Origin of the sequence: Rhodococcus sp. BL-253-APC-6A1W, assembly GCF_012843405.1 — a bacterium.
GTDB lineage: Bacteria > Actinomycetota > Actinomycetes > Mycobacteriales > Mycobacteriaceae > Rhodococcus.
In genome coordinates, this window is sequence record NZ_JABAFB010000001.1 from 453,998 (window position 1) to 472,719 (window position 18,722).

Sequence of the window (18,722 nt, forward strand, 5' to 3'; positions counted from 1 at the left end):
GATGCCCCCCAAGAAGAAGAAGATCGCCGGGCTCATCAAGCTCCAGATCCAGGCCGGCGCGGCCAATCCGGCGCCTCCGGTCGGCCCCGCGCTGGGTCAGCACGGCGTCAACATCATGGAGTTCTGCAAGGCGTACAACGCAGCGACCGAGTCGCAGCGCGGCAACGTCGTGCCGGTCGAGATCACGGTCTACGAAGACCGCTCGTTCGACTTCAAGCTGAAGACGCCTCCGGCTGCCAAGCTGCTGCTCAAGGCAGCGGGCGTGCAGAAGGGCTCCGGCGAGCCGCACAAGACCAAGGTCGCCACGGTGACCATGGATCAGGTGCGCGAGATCGCCAAGACCAAGCAGGAAGACCTGAACGCCAACGACGTCGAGGCCGCCGCGAAGATCATCGCCGGCACCGCGCGTTCGATGGGCATCACGGTCGAGGGCTGAGAATCCCTCACCGGTCGGAAGGGACACGTTCCCGTCCGGCTGCAGCACCACCACGTGGGAGGGCCGGCCAGGTCCGCAACCACTCCCGAACCATTCACCGCAGGGTGAGAAGTTAGGAAAGAACATGGCAAAGCGCAGCAAGGCATACCTCGCCGCCGCCGAGAAGATCGATTCCGACAAGCTCTACAGCCCGCTCGCAGCCGCAAAGCTCGCGCAGGAGACAGGCTCGAAGAACAGCGACAGCACGGTCGAGGTCGCAATGCGCCTCGGCGTCGACCCCCGCAAGGCCGATCAGATGGTCCGCGGCACGGTCAACCTGCCCCACGGCACGGGTAAGACCGCTCGCGTCATCGTCTTCGCCGTCGGCGAGAAGGCTGCCGAGGCAGAGGCCGCAGGCGCCGACGTCGTCGGTGCAGAGGACCTGATCGAGCGGATTCAGGGTGGCTGGCTGGACTTCGACGCCGCGATCGCGACGCCGGACCAGATGGCCAAGGTCGGTCGTATCGCGCGTGTCCTCGGCCCGCGTGGCCTCATGCCGAACCCGAAGACCGGCACGGTCACGCCGGACGTCGCGAAGGCTGTCACGGACATCAAGGGCGGCAAGATCAACTTCCGCGTCGACAAGAACGCCAACCTTCACTTCGTGATCGGTAAGGCATCCTTCGGCGACACCAAGCTGGTCGAGAACTACGCGGCTGCCCTCGACGAGGTGCTCCGTGTGAAGCCCTCGAGCGCGAAGGGCCGCTACATCAAGAAGATCACGATCGCTACGACCACCGGACCGGGCATCCCGGTGGATCCGCAGCGCACGCGTAACCTTCTCGAGACTGCAGAGTAGATCGCTCGTTCACGCGAGTACGCACTCCGAACGGCCGGTACAGGATCCCTGTGCCGGCCGTTTTGCGTTCTACCGGCGTGTTCCGCTACAGTAGCTGGGTAGTTCGGCATTGTGCCGATCTCCACCCCGATCATGTTCTACCAAAGACCGTTGGTCACCGAGGTTGCTTGCAGCATCGGTTGAAGGTCCGGATTCATCCGGCGGCCCACGCAGGAGGACGAGGTTAGGGGAGTTGCGAAACGATCGCCTCCGTGCGGTTCTGATCCCTCTCTCACGCCCCGTGTGCCCTGCGCCGGGGCGTTTGTCGTTCCCGGCCCGACGGTTCCCGGTGGGACGTCCCATTCGGGACACCGGGAAAACGACTGTTACTGAGAGGAGGCGAAGTATGGCAAAGCCCGAGAAGGTTTCCGCAGTTGCGGAGATCACCGAGCAGTTCAAGAGCTCGACGGCCGCCGTGATCACGGAATACCGTGGTCTTTCGGTGGGAAGTCTGACTGAGCTGCGTCGCGCTCTCGGAGAGGGTGCTACCTACTCCGTCGCCAAGAACACCCTGGTCAAGCGTGCCGCCGCAGAGGCGGGCGTCGAGGGTCTCGACGATCTGTTCGTCGGTCCGACCGCCATCGCGTTCGTCAAGGGCGAGCCGGTGGACGCAGCGAAGGCTCTCAAGGCCTTCGCTAAGGACAACAAGGCACTCGTCATCAAGGGCGGGTACATGGACGGCGGCATGCTGTCTGTGGACCAGGTCAACCAGATCGCGGACCTCGAGTCCCGCGAGGTGCTGTTGGCCAAGCTCGCCGGCGCGATGAAGGGCAACTTGGCAAAGGCCGCGAGCCTGTTCAATGCTCCCGCTTCGCAGGTGGCTCGCCTTGCGGCCGCCCTGCAGGAGAAGAAGGAAGCCGAAGAGGCAGCCTGACGCTGATCCGCATCACCGCGTATCGCTGAACAAATCCACGCACGCTCCGGCGTGCACCATCCCATCCGGTCGCGGATCAGCGACATGGGACTTACAGGAAGGACCGCCATCATGGCGAAGCTCACCACCGAAGAGCTGCTCGACGCGTTCAAGGAACTGACCCTGCTCGAGCTCTCGGAGTTCGTGAAGGCATTCGAGGAGACCTTCGAGGTCACCGCTGCTGCTCCGGTCGCCGTTGCCGCTGCCGGCGCTCCGGCCGCTGCTGCCGAGGCTGCTGAAGAGCAGGACGAGTTCGACGTCATCCTCGAAGGTGCCGGCGAGAAGAAGATCCAGGTCATCAAGGTCGTTCGCGAGATCGTCTCCGGCCTGGGCCTGAAGGAAGCCAAGGACCTCGTCGAGGGTGCTCCGAAGCCGATCCTGGAGAAGGTTGCCAAGGACGCTGCAGAGGCTGCCAAGGCGAAGCTCGAGGATGCCGGCGCCAAGGTTTCCGTCAAGTAAGACGGTTTCCCTCGCGCGGGCGGGACGGTCTCCGTCCCTCTCGTGCGGCGTTACTCCGAAGACCGCCCCCACGGATGTGTTCCGTGGGGGCGGTCTTTTCGGTATTTCCGGGCTTGCGGGGCCGTCGCCGACCCCGAACGGCACCCTGCGTCCGGACACTTCGGGTGTGGGACGGCATCGGCGCAGGTCAGGGCATAAGTTCACCTATGTTGGCCCTGGTGATTCCTTTACTTACTTTGGAGTAGGGTCACTTGTCACGGGCACCACGTCGATGCGATAGAGTGGCGCAACCCACATCGGGAACGGGATCGAAGAGCGCGGAGGTAATCGTGGGCGTCGAGGTGTCCGTCGAGGGACTGACCAAGTCCTTCGGCTCGCAGCGAATCTGGCAGGACGTGACTCTGACCCTCCCTCCCGGTGAGGTGAGCGTGCTGCTCGGACCTTCCGGTACGGGTAAATCGGTATTCCTGAAGTCGCTGATCGGCCTGCTGCGCCCGGAGCAGGGCTCGATCATCATCGATGGCACCGACATCCTGCAGTGCTCGAGCAAGGAACTCTACGAGATCCGCAAACTGTTCGGCGTGCTGTTCCAGGACGGCGCGCTGTTCGGCTCGATGAACCTGTACGACAACGTTGCCTTCCCCCTGCGGGAGCACACCAAGAAGTCCGAGTCCGACGTTCGCAAGATCGTGATGAGCAAGCTCGAACTGGTCGGTCTGCTCGGCGCGGAAGACAAACTGCCCGGTGAGATCTCCGGCGGTATGCGCAAGCGCGCGGGCCTGGCCCGTGCGCTGGTGCTCGACCCCGAGATCATCCTGGTCGACGAGCCGGACTCCGGCCTCGACCCGGTCCGGACCACATACATCTCGCAGACCCTGATCGACATCAATGCCGAGATCGACGCGACTATCCTCATCGTGTCGCACAACATCAATCTCGCCCGAACGGTGCCCGACAACATCGGCATGCTGTTCCGCCGCCAGTTGGTGATGTTCGGTCCGCGTGAGGTGCTGCTGACCTCGGACGAGCCGGTGGTCAAGCAGTTCCTCAACGGCACGATGATCGGCCCGATCGGCATGTCGGAGGAGAAGGACGAGGCGCAGATGGCTCACGAGCAGGCGCTCGTCGACGCAGGTCACCACGCCGGCGGTGTCGAGGATGTCGAAGGCATCGTGCCGCAGATGAAAGCCACTCCCGGTATGCCGTTCCGTCAGGCCGTCGCGCGCCGGAAGGACCGTGTGCGGCAGATCCTGCACACGCTTCCGTCCGTCGCACAGAGCGCGATCCTCGAATCGCTCGACGAAGACGACACGCCGATGGCCGCACCGGGACAGCACGGTCAGGCATCGGGATACCACGATGATCTCGATGCGGACACGCAGGTAATTCCCGTGTACTCCCCAGAGCAGCACGGTCAGCCGTAGGGCCAGAAGTAGGAGATTAGATGGGGGCTGGTAGCTCGCTGTTGCGTCCCGCGCACGGCGCACTCACCCAAGCCGGAAATATCGTCGAGCTTTTCGTCGACGTCGTGAGGAACACGTTCCGCCGACCGTTCCAGTTCCGCGAATTCATCGAGCAGGCGTGGTTCATCGCCAGTGTGACGATCCTGCCCACCGCGCTCGTGGCGATCCCGTTCGGCGCGGTCGTCTCGCTCCAGACCGGTTCGTTGATCAAGCAGCTCGGTGCCGAGTCGTTCACCGGCGCGGCCAGTGTGCTCGCGGTGATCCAGCAGGGCAGTCCGATCGTGACAGCTCTGCTGATCGCCGGGGCAGCGGGCTCGGCGGTCACCGCCGACCTCGGATCACGGACCATCCGGGAGGAGATCGACGCGATGGAAGTGCTGGGTATCAACCCGGTGCAGCGTCTCGTCGTGCCTCGCGTACTGGCCATGGTGCTCGTGGCGCTGCTGCTCAACGGTCTCGTCTCCGTCGTGGGCATCGCAGGTGGTTACTTCTTCAACGTCGTCCTGCAGGGCGGTACACCCGGTGCGTATCTCGCGTCCTTCTCGGCGCTCGCCCAGCTACCCGATCTGTACGTCGCCGAACTCAAGGCAGCGATCTTCGGTCTCATCGCCGGCGTGGTCGCGTGCTACAAGGGCTTGCACCCAGGCCCCGGGCCGAAGGGCGTGGGGGAGGCAGTGAACCAGACCGTGGTCATCACGTTCCTGTTGCTCTTCTTCGCCAACCTGATCTTGACGATGGTGTATCTGCAGGTTGTACCCGCGAAGGGATCTTGACGCCATGACAATCTCGAAAGGCCGCGGAGATCTCGTCCTTCTCCGGGGTCGCAAAGTGCTGCGCGCTCCGCTGAACGTGCTCGATCGCGCCGGCGAACAGATGTCCTTCTACGCGCGTGCCGTCGCATGGACACCGCGAACCATCACCCACTACCGCAAGGAAGTGCTCCGGCTGCTCGCCGAGGTCACCTTCGGAAGCGGCGCGCTCGCAGTCATCGGCGGCACGATCGGCGTCATCGCGATGATGTCGGGATTCACCGGCGTCGTGGTGGGGCTCCAGGGCTTCGCGGCGCTCGAGCAGCTCGGCTCCTCGGTGCTCACAGGCTTCTTGTCGGCGTACGTCAACACCCGCGAACTCGCACCGGTGGTCGCGGCGCTCGCGTTGTCTGCCACCGTCGGCTGCGGTTTCACCGCCCAACTGGGCGCGATGCGCATCAGCGAAGAGATCGATGCACTCGAAGTGATGGCCGTGCCGTCCGTCCCGTTCCTCGTGACGTCGCGCATGATCGCCGGTTTCGTGGCGGTCATCCCGCTCTACATCATCGGCCTGCTCGCGGCATACCTTGCGACGCGCGTGATCAGCACTCTGTTCAACGGCCAGTCCAGCGGGTCGTACGACCACTATTTCTACTTGTTCCTGCCACCCGCGGACGTACTCTATTCGTTCGGAAAAGTGCTGGTCTTCGCGTTCGTGCTCATTCTGATCCACTGCTACTACGGCTTCCACGCCAGCGGTGGCCCGGCAGGCGTCGGCGTAGCGGTAGGGCGGGCGGTCCGCACCGCCATCGTCACGATCGCCGTGCTCGACTTCTTCCTGAGCCTCGCGATCTGGGGCACGACGACGACGGTGAGGATTGCCGGATGAGCGAACCCACTTCGGTGCTGCGACGGCGCGTGCTCGGCCTGGTGTTCTTCCTCGTCGTGGGCTTGTTCCTGTATTTCGCCGTGGCGGTCTACAACAAGACGTTCACCAAGATCGTGGAAGTCGACGTGCTCACCGACAGCATCGGAAACGCGCTTCCCCAGAACGCCGACGTCAAGGTTCGAGGCGTGAACGTGGGCGAGGTCCGCGGCACGAGTGCGGAAGAAGGCCGGGTCACGGCGCATCTGGCACTGAATCCGGACATGGTGGACAAGATCCCGTCCAACGCCACGGCCCAGTTGCTTCCCAAGACGCTTTTCGGCGAGCGGTACATCTCGCTGATCATCCCGGACGAGCCGGCCGACCCCGTGCAGCCCGGTGACGTGCTGATGCAGGACACCGGCCGGCGCACCGCGGAACTGAGCGAAGTGCTCGACGGGCTTCTTCCGCTGCTCCAGGCGATTCCCCCGCAGGATCTCGCGAACACTCTCGGCGCCCTCGCGCAGGGCCTGAGCGGACGCGGCGAAACACTCGGCCGTACGGTCGACCAGCTCGAGCAGGTGTTCCGTGAAGTCAACGTCGAACTGCCGACGCTGCAGGAGGACCTGCGAGGGCTGGCCGACTTCTCCCAGACCTACGCGGACGCGGCCCCGGACCTCGTCGACGCACTGGACAACCTGCGGACCACGGGCGGCACGGTGGTCGAGCAGCAGAACCAGATCCGGACGCTGCTCGCGAGCGCCACCGGCGCGTCGTCGGTCACCGCGGATTTCGTCGACACGAACGCGAACTCGATCATCAGCCTGTCGGCCGATTCGAAGGAGGCGCTGCAACTGCTCGCCCGATACTCTCCGTCGTTCCCGTGCACGTTCAAAGGCTTCGCCGATGCGCTGCCCGCGGCGGCCGGAGTGCTCGCGGCGGACGACCCGTTCCCCGGTGTGCGCGCCAATATCCAGTTCACCAATCCCAAGGGGCGGTACCTTCCCAATCAGGACGAACCCCGGCTGCTCGACGACCGTGGTCCGGCCTGCTACCTCGACGTCACCGCGCCCGGACGGAAGTTCCCGCAGTACCCGGGCGGCTCGGTCAACGACGGGTCCTACCAGGTCCCCTCGCGTAATCCCGGGCCCGCGAACATTCCGATGTTCCCGGCACCCGAGGGCTCGGGTGTGCCGGACGCGGTGAGCGAGATCATCGGTACCTCGCCCGACACGGCGTCGACGGTGTCCTACACCGGTTCGAACGCGGAGCAGGACACACTCGACGTGATCTACGGCCAGGCCGCCGGTATGGCACCGGAAGACGTACCCACCTGGACCACCCGGCTGGGTGCGCCGGCGATGCGAGGGACGGAGGTGAGCATCGGATGAAAAGCCTTGTCGCTCCTTTGACCAAGCTCATCGTCTTCGCCCTCGTCACGATCGTCGCGACAGGCATCCTCGCGGCCACGATCGCCAGTGTCGGCGGTGGCGGCGGTACGAAGTTCCACGCGATCTTCTCCGACGTCACCTCGCTCAACGAGGGTGACGACGTGCGCATCGCAGGCGTGCGGGTCGGGCAGGTGGACAAGATCGCGATCGTCAACGACCGCGAAGCCCGCGTCACCTTCTCGCTCGAACAGCGCGACTGGATCCCCGCCGGTGCGACAGCGACGATCAGGTTCCGCAACCTGGTGGGTCAGCGCTACATCGCGCTCGCCGAGGGCGAGAGCAAACAGGGAATGAAAATGACGGCGGGCGAGACCATCCCGCTCGAACGGACCCGGCCGGCCGTCAACCTCACCACGCTGTTCGACGGGTTCAGACCGCTGTTCCAGACACTCAGCGCCGATGACGTGAACAAGTTGTCGTACCAGATCATCCAGGTCTTCCAAGGGGAGGCCGGTACCGTCAGCGACCTCGTGCGCAGCACCGCGAGCCTCACCAACACCATCGCGGACAAGGACAGGGTGATCGGTGCCGTGATCGACAATCTCAACACCGTCCTGGCGACGGTCGACGAGCGCGATCGGCAACTCGACTCGCTGCTCGTCAACACGCAGGCACTGGTCAGCGGTCTCGCCGCCGACCGCGACACGGTCGGTTCGGCGGTCCAGTCGCTCGCAGGTCTGACCGACGCGGTCTCGGACGTACTCGAACCGACACGCCCGTCGATCTCGCAGTCGATCACTGCCCTCGAACAGGTCTCCTCCACGCTCAACGCGAACCGTGACGATCTCGACAAGGTGCTCGAGACCCTTCCGGTCAAGTTGGAAAAGCTCGGCAGGGTCGCGAGCTACGGTTCGTGGTTCCAGTTCTATCTGTGCGGTATCGACATCGTGGCCGGCCCCGGATCGATTCCCTACCTGAACCTGCCGACGGGTCTCCCCACCGTGAACCAACCCATCTACACGAATGCGGCGCAGCGATGCACGCAGGACGGGATGCAGGAGTTGCAGGGACGATGAGTAAACGCCGCAGTCCGGCCGCAGCCGGTGCCCTGGGCATCGTCGTAATTCTGCTGGCCACAGTGTCCGCCTTCTTTCTCGGTTCGCTGCCGATCATCGGAGCGGGCGTCACCTACGAAGCCGAATTCAGCGAAGCCGCCGGTCTCAAGCCCAGCAACGAAGTACGCATTGCCGGGGTCAAGGTCGGCCAGGTCACCGGTGTCGAACTCGAGGGCGACCGCGTCGTCGTCTCCTTCAAGGTGCAGGACGCGTGGGTCGGCAACGACACGTCCGCCTCGATCCAGATCAAGACGATCCTGGGCCAGAAATATCTCGCCCTGGACCCGCGTGGCACCGAGGTCCTCAACGCCGACACACGCATCCCGATGGAACGCACGGTCGCGCCGTACGACGTGATCGAGGCGTTCTCGTCGGCAGCCACGACTATCGGCGAGATCGATACCGACCAGCTCGCTACCGGTTTCGAGGCACTTTCCGAGGCGTTCTCCGAAACTCCCGACGACTTCCGGGCGTCGCTCGACGGGGTGAGTCGGCTTTCGGAGACCGTCGCCAGCCGCGACCAGGAGCTGAAGAAACTGCTCGGCGCGACGAGCAACGTCTCGAAGGTGCTCGCGGACCGGAACGTCGAATTCAACCGGCTTCTGAGCGACGGCGCCTTGCTCGTCGCCGAACTGAACAACCGTCAGCAGGCGATATCCCAGCTCCTCGACGGAACCAAACGGCTCTCCACCGAGCTGTCCGGTCTGGTGCAGGAGAACGAGGAATCCATCGGCCCGGCATTGCAGCAGCTACGCGGAGTCGTGCAGACCCTGCAGGAGAACAACGACAACCTCGCCCGAGCGGTGGACTTGTACGAACCGTTCGTTCGCGTCTACTCCAACGTCGTCGGTAACGGTCGCTGGTTCGACCAGGTCATCGTCAACCTCACGCCGCCGGGGCTGCCCGAGATTCCGGGCTACCGCGATCCCGTCCGCCAGCTGGAAGGAGTGAACTGATGGCGCACTCCGAAGACCGTGACACCCGCTCGGGTCGCAACCGCATCGCGATCATCGCCCTCGTGGTGGCGGTGGTGGTCGCGGCCGGTGCAGGCGGCTGGTGGCTGTGGACCCGGGCCGGAACGACGAACATCACGGCCTATTTCGACAACAGTGTCGGTATCTACCAAGGTTCCGGTGTGCGTGTCCTGGGCGTCGAGGTCGGCACGGTGACCTCCGTCGAACCGCAGGGCGACGTGGTGAAAGTCGGTATCCGTGTCGACCGGGGCGTGGACATCCCCGCCGACGCGCAGGCCGTGCAGATCAGCCCCTCCGTGGTGGCCGACCGCTACGTCCAGCTCACTCCCGCCTACTCCGGCGGCGACAAGATGGAGAACGGCGCGGTGATCGAACGGGAGCGCACCGCCACTCCGGTGGAAGTCGATCAGCTCTATGCGAGCATCGACGACCTGTCGCGCGCTCTCGGGCCCGAAGGCGCCAACCGCGACGGGGCTCTGACCGAGTTCGTCGAGGTGGGTGCAGAAAACCTGGCGGGCAACGGTGCCGCACTCGGACAGAGCATCGATCAGCTGTCCTCGGCCGCACGGACCCTCAACGAATCGCGCGGCGATCTGTTCGGCACGATCGAGAACCTGCAGGTCTTCGTCAGCGCACTGGCCGCCAACGATCAGCAGGTCCGCCAATTCAACACCCAGCTCGCGGACCTGTCGGGGTTCCTCGCCGGCGAACGCGAGAATCTCGGACAGGCGGTGAACCAGCTCTCGGTGACGCTCGGGGAGGTCGCGACCTTCGTGCGCGACAACCAGACCGCACTCAAGGACAACGTCGACGCCCTCGTGCCGATCACCACCACGCTCGCGGAGCGCCGGGAGTCGCTGGTGAACTCGCTCACCCTGCTGCCGCTCGCCGTGAGCAACCTCGTCAATTCGTACGACGCGGAAGCCGGCGTTCTGGCGTCGCGTCTCGTCCTGACCGACCTGCAGGACCCTGCCGGTGCGGTGTGCAATCTCATCGACGTGGGCCGGCTCGTGCCGGGTGACCCGCGCTTCGAGCAACTCGGCAGGCAGATGCAACCGCTCATCGACCGGTGCGACGTCATCGCGGGGCAGGTCACCGCGGCCCAGAAAACCCCGGACCTGATCCTCCCGTTCGGAATTCTCAGCGGCGAGAACATTCAGCGTCAGGTCGTTCCGGGCACGGTGCCGGGTGTCGAATCACCCCGGCTCGATCTCGAAGGTCAAGGGGGTACCCGGTGAGCGGCACGGTCAGGTCGGCGCGGGCCACCGTTCTCGGCGCGGGCGCATGTGTGGTCGCGCTCGCGGTGTCGGGCTGTGGCGGACTCTCCGGCGTTCCGCTCCCCGGCGGCGCGGATGTCGGTAGTTCGCCGATCCGGGTTGCGATCCAGTTCGAGGACGTCCTCGACCTCGTCCCCCAATCGACGGTGAAGGTCGACGGCGTCCCCGTGGGCCGCGTGGAGTCGATCGGGGTGGCACCGAACGACGGCTGGACCGCGGACGTGGCGATCGTGCTCGATTCCGCGGTGGATCTGCCGCAGAACTCGTTCGCCTCCGTCGAGCAGACCAGTTTGCTCGGTGAGAAGTTCGTCCAGCTCACCAGGCCCGAGGACGAGCCCCCGGTCGGCAGGCTCTCCGACGGAGACGTCATTCCGCTCGATCGCACCCGCCACGCCACCGAGATCGAACCTGTTCTGGGTGCTCTGTCGCTGTTGCTCAACGGTGGTGGCGTCGGTCAGATCGCACCGGTGGTGAAGGAACTCTCCAGCGCGTTCGACGGCAGGGAAGGCACGACGAGGAGCCTGCTCGAACAGGCCGAAACCCTCATCACCGGACTCGACGAGCAACGCAACGACATCACGCGTGCGCTGGACGGTCTCGATGCGCTCACCGTGCGGGTCGCCGAGCAGAACGACAAGATCGCCGCGGTACTCGACGAGCTGCCCGTGGCCACGGAAGTGCTCGAACAACAGCGTCCCGAGCTGACCGAACTGCTCGCCCAACTGGACAGGCTGGGCGTCGCCGGTGTCGGCGTGCTCGAACAGTCGAAGGAAGACCTCATCGCGGATCTGCTGGCACTGCGCCCGACCTTGCAGCAACTCGCCGCGTCGGGAGACGACCTCGTCGAGGCTCTGCCGTTCATTCCCACGGTGCCCTTCCCGGACGGCGTGGAACGGATCGCGCTCGGTGGTTCGGTGAACCTGTTCCTCGCCGTGGATCTGCAGATCGGTGATGCGCTGGCCGCGCTCGGCGTGGGTCAGGGCGAGCCGGAATACCGGCAGCCCAAATTCGGCAACCCGAAGCCGGTCGTCGATCCTTCGAACCCGTACTACAACGGAAACGGTCCTGCAGTCGGCTGGCCGACCGTCTCGCTGGTCCCCGAACTTCCCCTGCCGACGCTGCCCGGGCTGGAACTGCCGGAAGGGGTGTCGCTGCCGGAAGGTATCGACATCCCGGGCCTCGGTGAGGCCGCGGCAGGGACCGGGGGAGCTCCGCCCGGTAACGAAGGGGCAGCACCCGCACCCTCGAACCCGCTGGAGGGATTGTTGAACGGTCTCGGATTCGGGGGTGGACAGTGAGATCACGTCTCGTGCGGTTCCAGTTGGTGGCGTTCGTGGTGATCGCCGTCCTCGGCCTCCTGTACGTCGGTGCCCGTTATGTGCGGCTCGACAACCTGTTGGGTTTCGGGCAGTACACCGTGAGCGCACGGTTCCCCGACTCGGGCGGTGTCTTCGAGAACGCCGAGGTCACCTACCTGGGTGTGCCTGTCGGCCGGGTCGGACCGATGACCCTCACCGCCGACGGCATCGACGTCGAGTTGCGCCTCGACAACGGTGGCCCTTCGATTCCCGCGGCAACCCGTGCCGTGGTGGCGAACCGTTCGGCGATCGGCGAGCAGTACGTGGACCTCCGGCCCACGAGCGCCGACGGCCCGTATCTCGTCGAAGGCTCGGTGGTGGAGTCCACCGCCGAGGATCTGCCGACACCGGTCGAAGATCTGCTCGTCAGCACGAGCGAACTCGTGAACTCGGTGCCTGTCGAACCGTTGCGCACCGTGGTGACCGAACTCGGTGCCGCTCTCGACGGGCGAGGAGGCGACCTGCAGTTGCTGGTCGATTCGCTCGCGGGACTCAGTGAGTCCGGGGTGCAGTACCTCCCGCAGACACTCGCATTGATTCGTGACAGCCAGACGGTGCTCGACACCCAGTCCGAGCAGTCGTCGTCGATCCGGCAGTTCAGTTCCGACCTGGAACTCGTCACGGCGCAGTTGCGCGACAGCGACCCGGATATCCGGCGGTTGATCGAGACCGGAACCGACGCGAGCGACCAGCTGTCGCAGCTCATCGCCGGTTCCGGACCGGGCCTCACCGCGAATCTCACCAATCTCGCCTCGCTCGGGGAAGCCCTCGCCCCGCAAGCGATCGCCCTGCAGCCGCTGCTTGCGTTCCTGCCCGCGGTCGCGGGCAGTGCGGGTACCGTCGCGCCCGGCGACGGCACGGTCAAGCAGGGGATCATCCTGGAGACGAACAACCCGCCGTCGTGCACCATCGGGTACGAAGGAACGCAGGAGATCCTTGCCCGGATGAGAGCCGAGGATCCGAACTTCGACGACACCCAGCAGGACTTCCCGTTCAACACCGAAGCGTCGTGCGAGGTGCCGCAGGGGAGCGTCACCGGTGTGCGCAGCGCCAACCGGATCGTGTTCGCCGATCCGGCGACGATCCAGCCCTGGGACTTCACGCCGAAGAAGGACCCGGACCGTCTGAATCTGAACCTCGTGGCGACGCAGCTGGCGCCGTTGCTCGGAGTCACCCCCAAGTGAGCAGTGAGTAGGTTGTTGGAGTGAGTGCATCAGGAACATCCGTCGTCGGCCCCGACGAGCGGACGTCTTCGGAGAAGGAGCCGCACCGGACCGGCCGCAGTTCGTCGCGCACGTGGGCACTGGCAATCGTGAGCGTGCTGGCCGTGGTCGCACTCGGCGCCGCAGTGTGGTTCGGGTACGGCTGGGGCAGGGCGCTTTTCGTCGATAGGCCGGTCGCCGATGCGCGGGACGCCGCCCTCTCGGGTGCGTACCAGGCGGCGATCAACCTCAACAGCGTCGATGCGGAGAACGTCGATGCGTCGATCGAGAACATGCGGTCGTCCATCACGGGTGAGGCGCTCGAAAACGATCTGGCCGCCACCGAGCAGCAGATCCGCGATCAGGTAGCCCAGACCGGGACGAGCATGTCCGGCGAAGTGCTGTTCGGAACGCTCACCGAGCTGAACACCGACGACGATGTCGCGAAGGCGCTGGTGGTGCTCGCGGTACGCACCACGACGCCGCAGAACTTCGTGACCAACAAGGTGTCGGTCAACGTCTCTCTCCGGGAGGACGGCGGCGTGTGGAAGGCCGAGACGATCGAGCCTCTCGGCTCGGTGCAGATGGAGGCCGGACCCGCCCCGGGTGCGGCACCGCCGGAAGCCGGCGACGGCGCTCCGGCCGAACCCGCTCCGGCCGAACCTGCCCCGGTCGAGCCCGCCCCGGAGGGGACCGAGGGACCGTGAGAGCCGGCGAGCGTTTCCCGCGCACGAGTCTGCTCGAACCGATGAAGGAGTGTGTGTAGTGCCACCGCAGCGACGGAATCCCGGACAGTTCGGACCGCCGCGTCGGCGCCCGAAGATCGCGGGGTCCACTCGTGCGCGGTCGTACGACGCCTCGAACGACCGCCCCATCGACGAGGGTGCTGCCGCGGAGAACCCTGCCGCCGAGAACCCTGCGGCCGAAACACCTGCGGTCGAGACACCGGGGGTGGAGGCACCTGCTGCCGAGACACCTGTTGCCGACTCGTCTGCGGGAGACGGGCCGGCCCGTGAGGCGCCCGTCGTCGAGAAGTCCGCGTCGGAGTCGCCTGTGGTCGAGCCCTCCGATACCGGCGCGGTGTCGACGGTCGAACCCGGCGCGCGCGCCGACGCGACATCCGGCGACGCCGCATCAGACGACGCGACACCCGACGATGGGAAGACGGACGACGCGAAGACCGACGACGCGAAGACGGACGGCGTGACGCCGCTCGCCCGCGTGTCCGGCACCGCGTCAGCAGCGAAGCCGGCACACAGAAACCGGAGCATGCGTTCTGTGCTGGCGATCGGCGTGGTCGCGCTCGTACTCGCCGCGGTGGCCGTCGTTGCCGCCTTCCGTCCGGGGACGAGCGTGTCGAACGAGGCGTGGGTCGATGCCGCGGCCACCCGCGAGGTCACCGACGCCGCCAAGCACGCGATCGAGGCCATGCACGGGTACAACTACGAGACCATCGACGAGGACTTCGCGGAGATCCGTGGGTTGCTGACCCAGGAGCGCCTCGAGGAGTTCGATGCGACGGCAGAGGTGACCAAGCAGGCTGCGATCCAGACGCGCACTGTGACGGAGGTGAACGTCCTGCACATCGGTACATCTGTGCTCGACGAGACACAGGCCGAGGTCGCCGCCTACATCAACGTCAGCGCGACCGGCGACGGTATCGCGCAGGGGAGTGCGCAGGCACCCGTGCTGGTGCGGATGGAGAAGACCGACGGGCAGTGGCTGGTGTCGGAGATTCGGGACCGGTGACGACCCGCGGGGTGACGGCAAGGATTCGCACGATCTCGGTCCCGCGCAAGGCTTGACGCGGAGCGCGTGAACGGTCACTCTATCGGTACGCCTGTGCGGTTCGTTCCTTCCAGCCGCTTGCCAGGTTTCTTTGAGGCACCCCTGTGGACATCTGCATTTTCTTGGTGTAGGCTCGTTCTTTGCGCTGGCTGCCTCCTGTCCACTCCTCGTTTGCCGAGTTGGATTTCACCCCGAGGGTGAGATCGTCCCGGTTCTTCGGTGGAGTTCTCGTTCGGGTTGTAACCAGCGAAAACGCCCCACATGAAGAAGCAGGTACAGCGGCGGTCGCACCGGTTGGAGCGTCCCGCGTGAGGTGCTGGAAGGACGCATCTTGGCAGTCTCTAGCCAGACCAAGGCAGTAGCCGGAATCCCCGGAGCCCCGAAGAGGGTGTCGTTCGCGAAAATTCGCGAGCCTCTCGAAGTCCCAGGACTCCTCGATATACAAACAGATTCCTTCGAATGGTTGATCGGATCCGAGCGCTGGCGCGCAAAGGCTGCCGAACGCCTCAACGGCAGTGCCGTCGGCGGTCTCGAAGAGATCCTCCACGAGCTCTCGCCCATCGAGGACTTCTCGGGCTCGATGTCTCTCTCCTTCTCCGATCCGCGCTTCGACGAGGTCAAGGCCTCTGTCGAGGAGTGCAAGGACAAGGACATGACGTACGCCGCTCCGCTGTTCGTCACGGCGGAGTTCATCAACAACAACACCGGCGAAATCAAGAGCCAGACGGTCTTCATGGGTGATTTCCCGATGATGACCGACAAGGGCACGTTCGTCATCAACGGCACTGAGCGCGTCGTCGTGTCGCAGCTCGTACGTTCTCCGGGCGTGTACTTCGACAAGTCCGTCGACAAGAGCACCGAGAAGGACCTGCACAGCGTCAAGGTCATCCCGGGTCGCGGTGCGTGGCTCGAGTTCGACGTCGACAAGCGCGACACCGTCGGTGTCCGCATCGACCGCAAGCGCCGTCAGCCCGTCACGGTGCTGCTCAAGGCGCTCGGCTGGTCCACCGAGCAGATCGTCGAGCGTTTCGGGTTCTCCGAGATCATGATGTCGACGCTCGAGAAGGACAACACGGCCGGCACCGATGAGGCGCTGCTCGATATCTACCGCAAGCTCCGCCCGGGTGAGCCGCCGACCAAGGAGAGCGCGCAGACCCTGCTGGAAAACCTCTTCTTCAAGGACAAGCGCTACGACCTCGCTCGCGTGGGTCGCTACAAGATCAACAAGAAGCTGGGCCTGAACACCGGCCAGCCGATCGAGGCGTCCACCCTCACCGAGGAAGACATCGTCGCCACGATCGAGTACCTCGTGCGTCTGCACGCGGGTGAGAACAAGATGACCGTCCCCGGCGGCGTCGAGGTTCCCGTCGAGGTCGACGACATCGACCACTTCGGTAACCGTCGCCTGCGCACCGTCGGTGAGCTCATCCAGAACCAGATCCGCGTGGGCCTGTCCCGCATGGAGCGTGTGGTTCGCGAGCGGATGACCACTCAGGACGTCGAGGCCATCACCCCGCAGTCCCTGATCAACATCCGTCCCGTCGTGGCCGCGATCAAGGAGTTCTTCGGAACCTCCCAGCTGTCGCAGTTCATGGACCAGAACAACCCGCTGTCGGGCCTGACGCACAAGCGTCGTCTGTCCGCTCTGGGCCCCGGTGGTCTTTCGCGTGAGCGCGCCGGCCTCGAGGTCCGCGACGTCCACCCGTCGCACTACGGCCGCATGTGCCCCATCGAGACCCCTGAGGGCCCGAACATCGGCCTGATCGGTTCGCTGTCGGTGTACGCACGGGTCAACCCGTTCGGTTTCATCGAGACCCCGTACCGCAAGGTCGAGGGTGGCGTCGTCACCGATGAGGTTGCCTACCTGACCGCGGACGAAGAGGACCGTTACCTCATCGCGCAGGCGAACTCGCCGATCGCAGCGGACGGAACATTCGCCGAAGAGCGCGTGCTCGTCCGTAAGAAGGGCGCGGAGATCGAGTACGTCGCCGCCGACACCGTCGAGTACATGGACGTGTCGCCCCGGCAGATGGTCTCGGTCGCCACCGCGATGATTCCGTTCCTCGAGCACGACGATGCCAACCGTGCCCTCATGGGCGCGAACATGCAGCGTCAGGCTGTCCCGCTCGTGCGCAGCGAATCGCCGATCGTCGGTACCGGCATGGAACTCCGTGCCGCCGTCGACGCCGGCGACGTCATCGTCACCGAGAAGGGTGGTGTCGTCGAGGAGGTTTCCGCCGACTTCATCACCGTCATGGCCGACGACGGAACGCGCAAGACGTACCGTCTGCGCAAGTTCGATCGCTCCAACCAGGGCACCTGCTCCAACCAGCGTCCGATCGTGGACGAGGGTCAGCGCGTGGAGTCCGGCCAGGTCCTCGCCGACGGCCCCTGCACCCAGAACGGTGAGATGGCGCTCGGCAAGAACCTGCTCGTGGCGATCATGCCGTGGGAAGGCCACAACTACGAGGACGCGATCATCCTGTCGCAGCGCCTCGTGGAGGAGGACGTGCTCACCTCGATCCACATCGAGGAGCACGAGATCGACGCCCGCGACACCAAGCTCGGTGCCGAAGAGATCACCCGGGACATCCCGAACGTCTCCGACGAGGTCCTCGCGGACCTCGACGAGCGCGGCATCGTCCGCATCGGTGCCGAAGTTCGCGACGGCGACATCCTCGTCGGCAAGGTCACGCCGAAGGGCGAGACCGAGCTGACCCCCGAGGAGCGCCTGCTCCGCGCGATCTTCGGTGAGAAGGCGCGCGAGGTTCGCGACACGTCGCTGAAGGTTCCGCACGGCGAGACCGGCAAGGTCATCGGCGTCCGCGTGTTCTCGCGCGAGGACGACGACGATCTTCCTCCCGGCGTCAACGAGCTCGTCCGCGTGTACGTGGCACAGAAGCGCAAGATCCAGGACGGCGACAAGCTCGCCGGCCGCCACGGCAACAAGGGCGTCATCGGCAAGATCCTTCCGCAGGAAGACATGCCGTTCCTGTCCGACGGCACGCCGGTCGACATCATCCTCAACACGCACGGTGTTCCGCGTCGTATGAACATCGGCCAGATCCTCGAGACGCATCTCGGCTGGATCGGCAAGGCGGGCTGGAACATCCAGATCGCCGATGACGGCAGCCGTCCCGAGTGGGCACAGAACCTCGCCGAGGAGATGGTGTCGGCGGAGCCCGACACCAATATCGCCACCCCGGTGTTCGACGGTGCCCGTGAAGAGGAACTGACCGGTCTGCTCGCGTCGACGCTGCCGAACCGTGACGGTGAAGTCATGGTCGGACCGGACGGCAAGGCAACCTTGTTCGACGGTCGTTCCGGCGAGCCCTTCCCGTACCCCGTGTCGGTCGGCTACATGTACATCATCAAGCTGCACCACTTGGTCGACGACAAGATCCACGCTCGTTCGACCGGTCCGTACTCGATGATCACCCAGCAGCCGCTCGGCGGTAAGGCCCAGTTCGGTGGCCAGCGCTTCGGTGAGATGGAGTGCTGGGCCATGCAGGCCTACGGTGCCGCGTACACGCTCCAGGAGCTTCTCACCATCAAGTCCGACGACGTCGTGGGCCGCGTGAAGGTCTACGAGGCGATCGTCAAGGGCGAGAACATCCCGGAGCCGGGTATCCCGGAGTCCTTCAAGGTGCTCCTCAAGGAACTCCAGTCGCTGTGCCTGAACGTCGAGGTGCTCTCCAGCGACGGCGCGGCCATCACGATGGCCGACGGCGACGACGAGGATCTCGAACGGGCTGCCGCCAACCTGGGCATCAACCTTTCCCGCAACGAGTCGGCCACCGTCGACGACCTCGCGAACTAGGAGCCGAGCCGATGCGGTACGCAACCGGACAACCG

The 18,722-nt window shown here is 65.2% G+C and carries 16 protein-coding genes; all 16 read left to right on the forward strand.

The genetic code is table 11. The features are described from left to right. Window position 1 precedes the first annotated feature (1 nt). The 16 genes from rplK to HF877_RS02185 all read left to right on the forward strand — a co-directional run bounded on the left by rplK (window position 2) and on the right by HF877_RS02185 (window position 18,687). Window positions 2–436 carry a 50S ribosomal protein L11 gene (gene rplK / locus HF877_RS02110; RefSeq protein ID WP_169619492.1) on the forward strand — a complete coding sequence of 145 codons (435 nt, stop codon included), beginning with the start codon at window positions 2–4 and terminating at the stop codon, window positions 434–436. Between the two features lie 124 nt (window positions 437–560). Further along, window positions 561–1,274 carry a 50S ribosomal protein L1 gene (gene rplA, locus HF877_RS02115; protein ID WP_169619493.1) on the forward strand — a complete coding sequence of 238 codons (714 nt, stop codon included), beginning with the start codon at window positions 561–563 and terminating at the stop codon, window positions 1,272–1,274. A 385-nt stretch (window positions 1,275–1,659) separates the two neighbouring features. Continuing rightward, window positions 1,660–2,187, forward strand: coding sequence for a 50S ribosomal protein L10 (rplJ, locus tag HF877_RS02120; protein ID WP_169619494.1), 528 nt, complete (start codon window positions 1,660–1,662; stop codon window positions 2,185–2,187). 111 nt (window positions 2,188–2,298) lie between these two features. After that, complete coding sequence (rplL, locus tag HF877_RS02125; protein WP_169619495.1) at window positions 2,299–2,685, forward strand: 50S ribosomal protein L7/L12; 387 nt, start codon at window positions 2,299–2,301, stop codon at window positions 2,683–2,685. Window positions 2,686–3,011: 326 nt separating this feature from the next. Continuing rightward, on the forward strand, window positions 3,012–4,109 hold the full coding sequence (locus HF877_RS02130) for an ABC transporter ATP-binding protein (RefSeq protein WP_169619620.1): 1,098 nt from the start codon (window positions 3,012–3,014) through the stop codon (window positions 4,107–4,109). A 20-nt stretch (window positions 4,110–4,129) separates the two neighbouring features. Beyond that, complete coding sequence (locus HF877_RS02135; protein ID WP_169619496.1) at window positions 4,130–4,921, forward strand: ABC transporter permease; 792 nt, start codon at window positions 4,130–4,132, stop codon at window positions 4,919–4,921. Window positions 4,922–4,925: 4 nt separating this feature from the next. Further along, window positions 4,926–5,786 (forward strand): ABC transporter permease, encoded by an 861-nt coding sequence (locus tag HF877_RS02140; RefSeq protein WP_169619497.1) that lies wholly within the window; start codon window positions 4,926–4,928, stop codon window positions 5,784–5,786. Then, the gene (locus HF877_RS02145; RefSeq protein ID WP_169619498.1) at window positions 5,783–7,153 is read left to right on the forward strand and encodes an MCE family protein; all 1,371 of its coding nucleotides are present in this window, start codon (window positions 5,783–5,785) and stop codon (window positions 7,151–7,153) included. The genes HF877_RS02140 and HF877_RS02145 overlap by 4 nt, the downstream gene beginning before the upstream one ends. Further along, window positions 7,150–8,229: an MCE family protein gene (locus tag HF877_RS02150; protein WP_169619499.1), complete on the forward strand. Its 1,080-nt coding sequence runs from the start codon at window positions 7,150–7,152 to the stop codon at window positions 8,227–8,229. The genes HF877_RS02145 and HF877_RS02150 overlap by 4 nt, the downstream gene beginning before the upstream one ends. Continuing rightward, window positions 8,226–9,224 carry an MCE family protein gene (locus tag HF877_RS02155; protein WP_169619500.1) on the forward strand — a complete coding sequence of 333 codons (999 nt, stop codon included), beginning with the start codon at window positions 8,226–8,228 and terminating at the stop codon, window positions 9,222–9,224. The genes HF877_RS02150 and HF877_RS02155 overlap by 4 nt, the downstream gene beginning before the upstream one ends. Further along, a complete protein-coding gene (locus HF877_RS02160) occupies window positions 9,224–10,480 on the forward strand; it encodes an MCE family protein (RefSeq protein ID WP_169619501.1) in 1,257 nt (418 codons plus the stop codon). The genes HF877_RS02155 and HF877_RS02160 overlap by 1 nt, the downstream gene beginning before the upstream one ends. Continuing rightward, window positions 10,477–11,817, forward strand: a complete 1,341-nt coding sequence (locus tag HF877_RS02165; protein WP_169619502.1) for an MCE family protein — start codon at window positions 10,477–10,479, stop codon at window positions 11,815–11,817. The genes HF877_RS02160 and HF877_RS02165 overlap by 4 nt, the downstream gene beginning before the upstream one ends. Then, complete coding sequence (locus HF877_RS02170) at window positions 11,814–13,061, forward strand: MlaD family protein (RefSeq protein WP_169619503.1); 1,248 nt, start codon at window positions 11,814–11,816, stop codon at window positions 13,059–13,061. Before HF877_RS02165 ends, HF877_RS02170 begins: the two co-directional genes overlap by 4 nt. A gap of 125 nt (window positions 13,062–13,186) precedes the next feature. Further along, entirely contained in the window at window positions 13,187–13,786 is a 600-nt protein-coding gene (locus HF877_RS02175) for a hypothetical protein (RefSeq protein ID WP_169619621.1), read from the forward strand. A gap of 58 nt (window positions 13,787–13,844) precedes the next feature. Continuing rightward, a complete protein-coding gene (locus HF877_RS21235) occupies window positions 13,845–14,828 on the forward strand; it encodes a hypothetical protein (protein WP_169619504.1) in 984 nt (327 codons plus the stop codon). 352 nt (window positions 14,829–15,180) lie between these two features. Next, entirely contained in the window at window positions 15,181–18,687 is a 3,507-nt protein-coding gene (locus tag HF877_RS02185) for a DNA-directed RNA polymerase subunit beta (RefSeq protein ID WP_346765036.1), read from the forward strand. Window positions 18,688–18,722 lie beyond the last annotated feature (35 nt).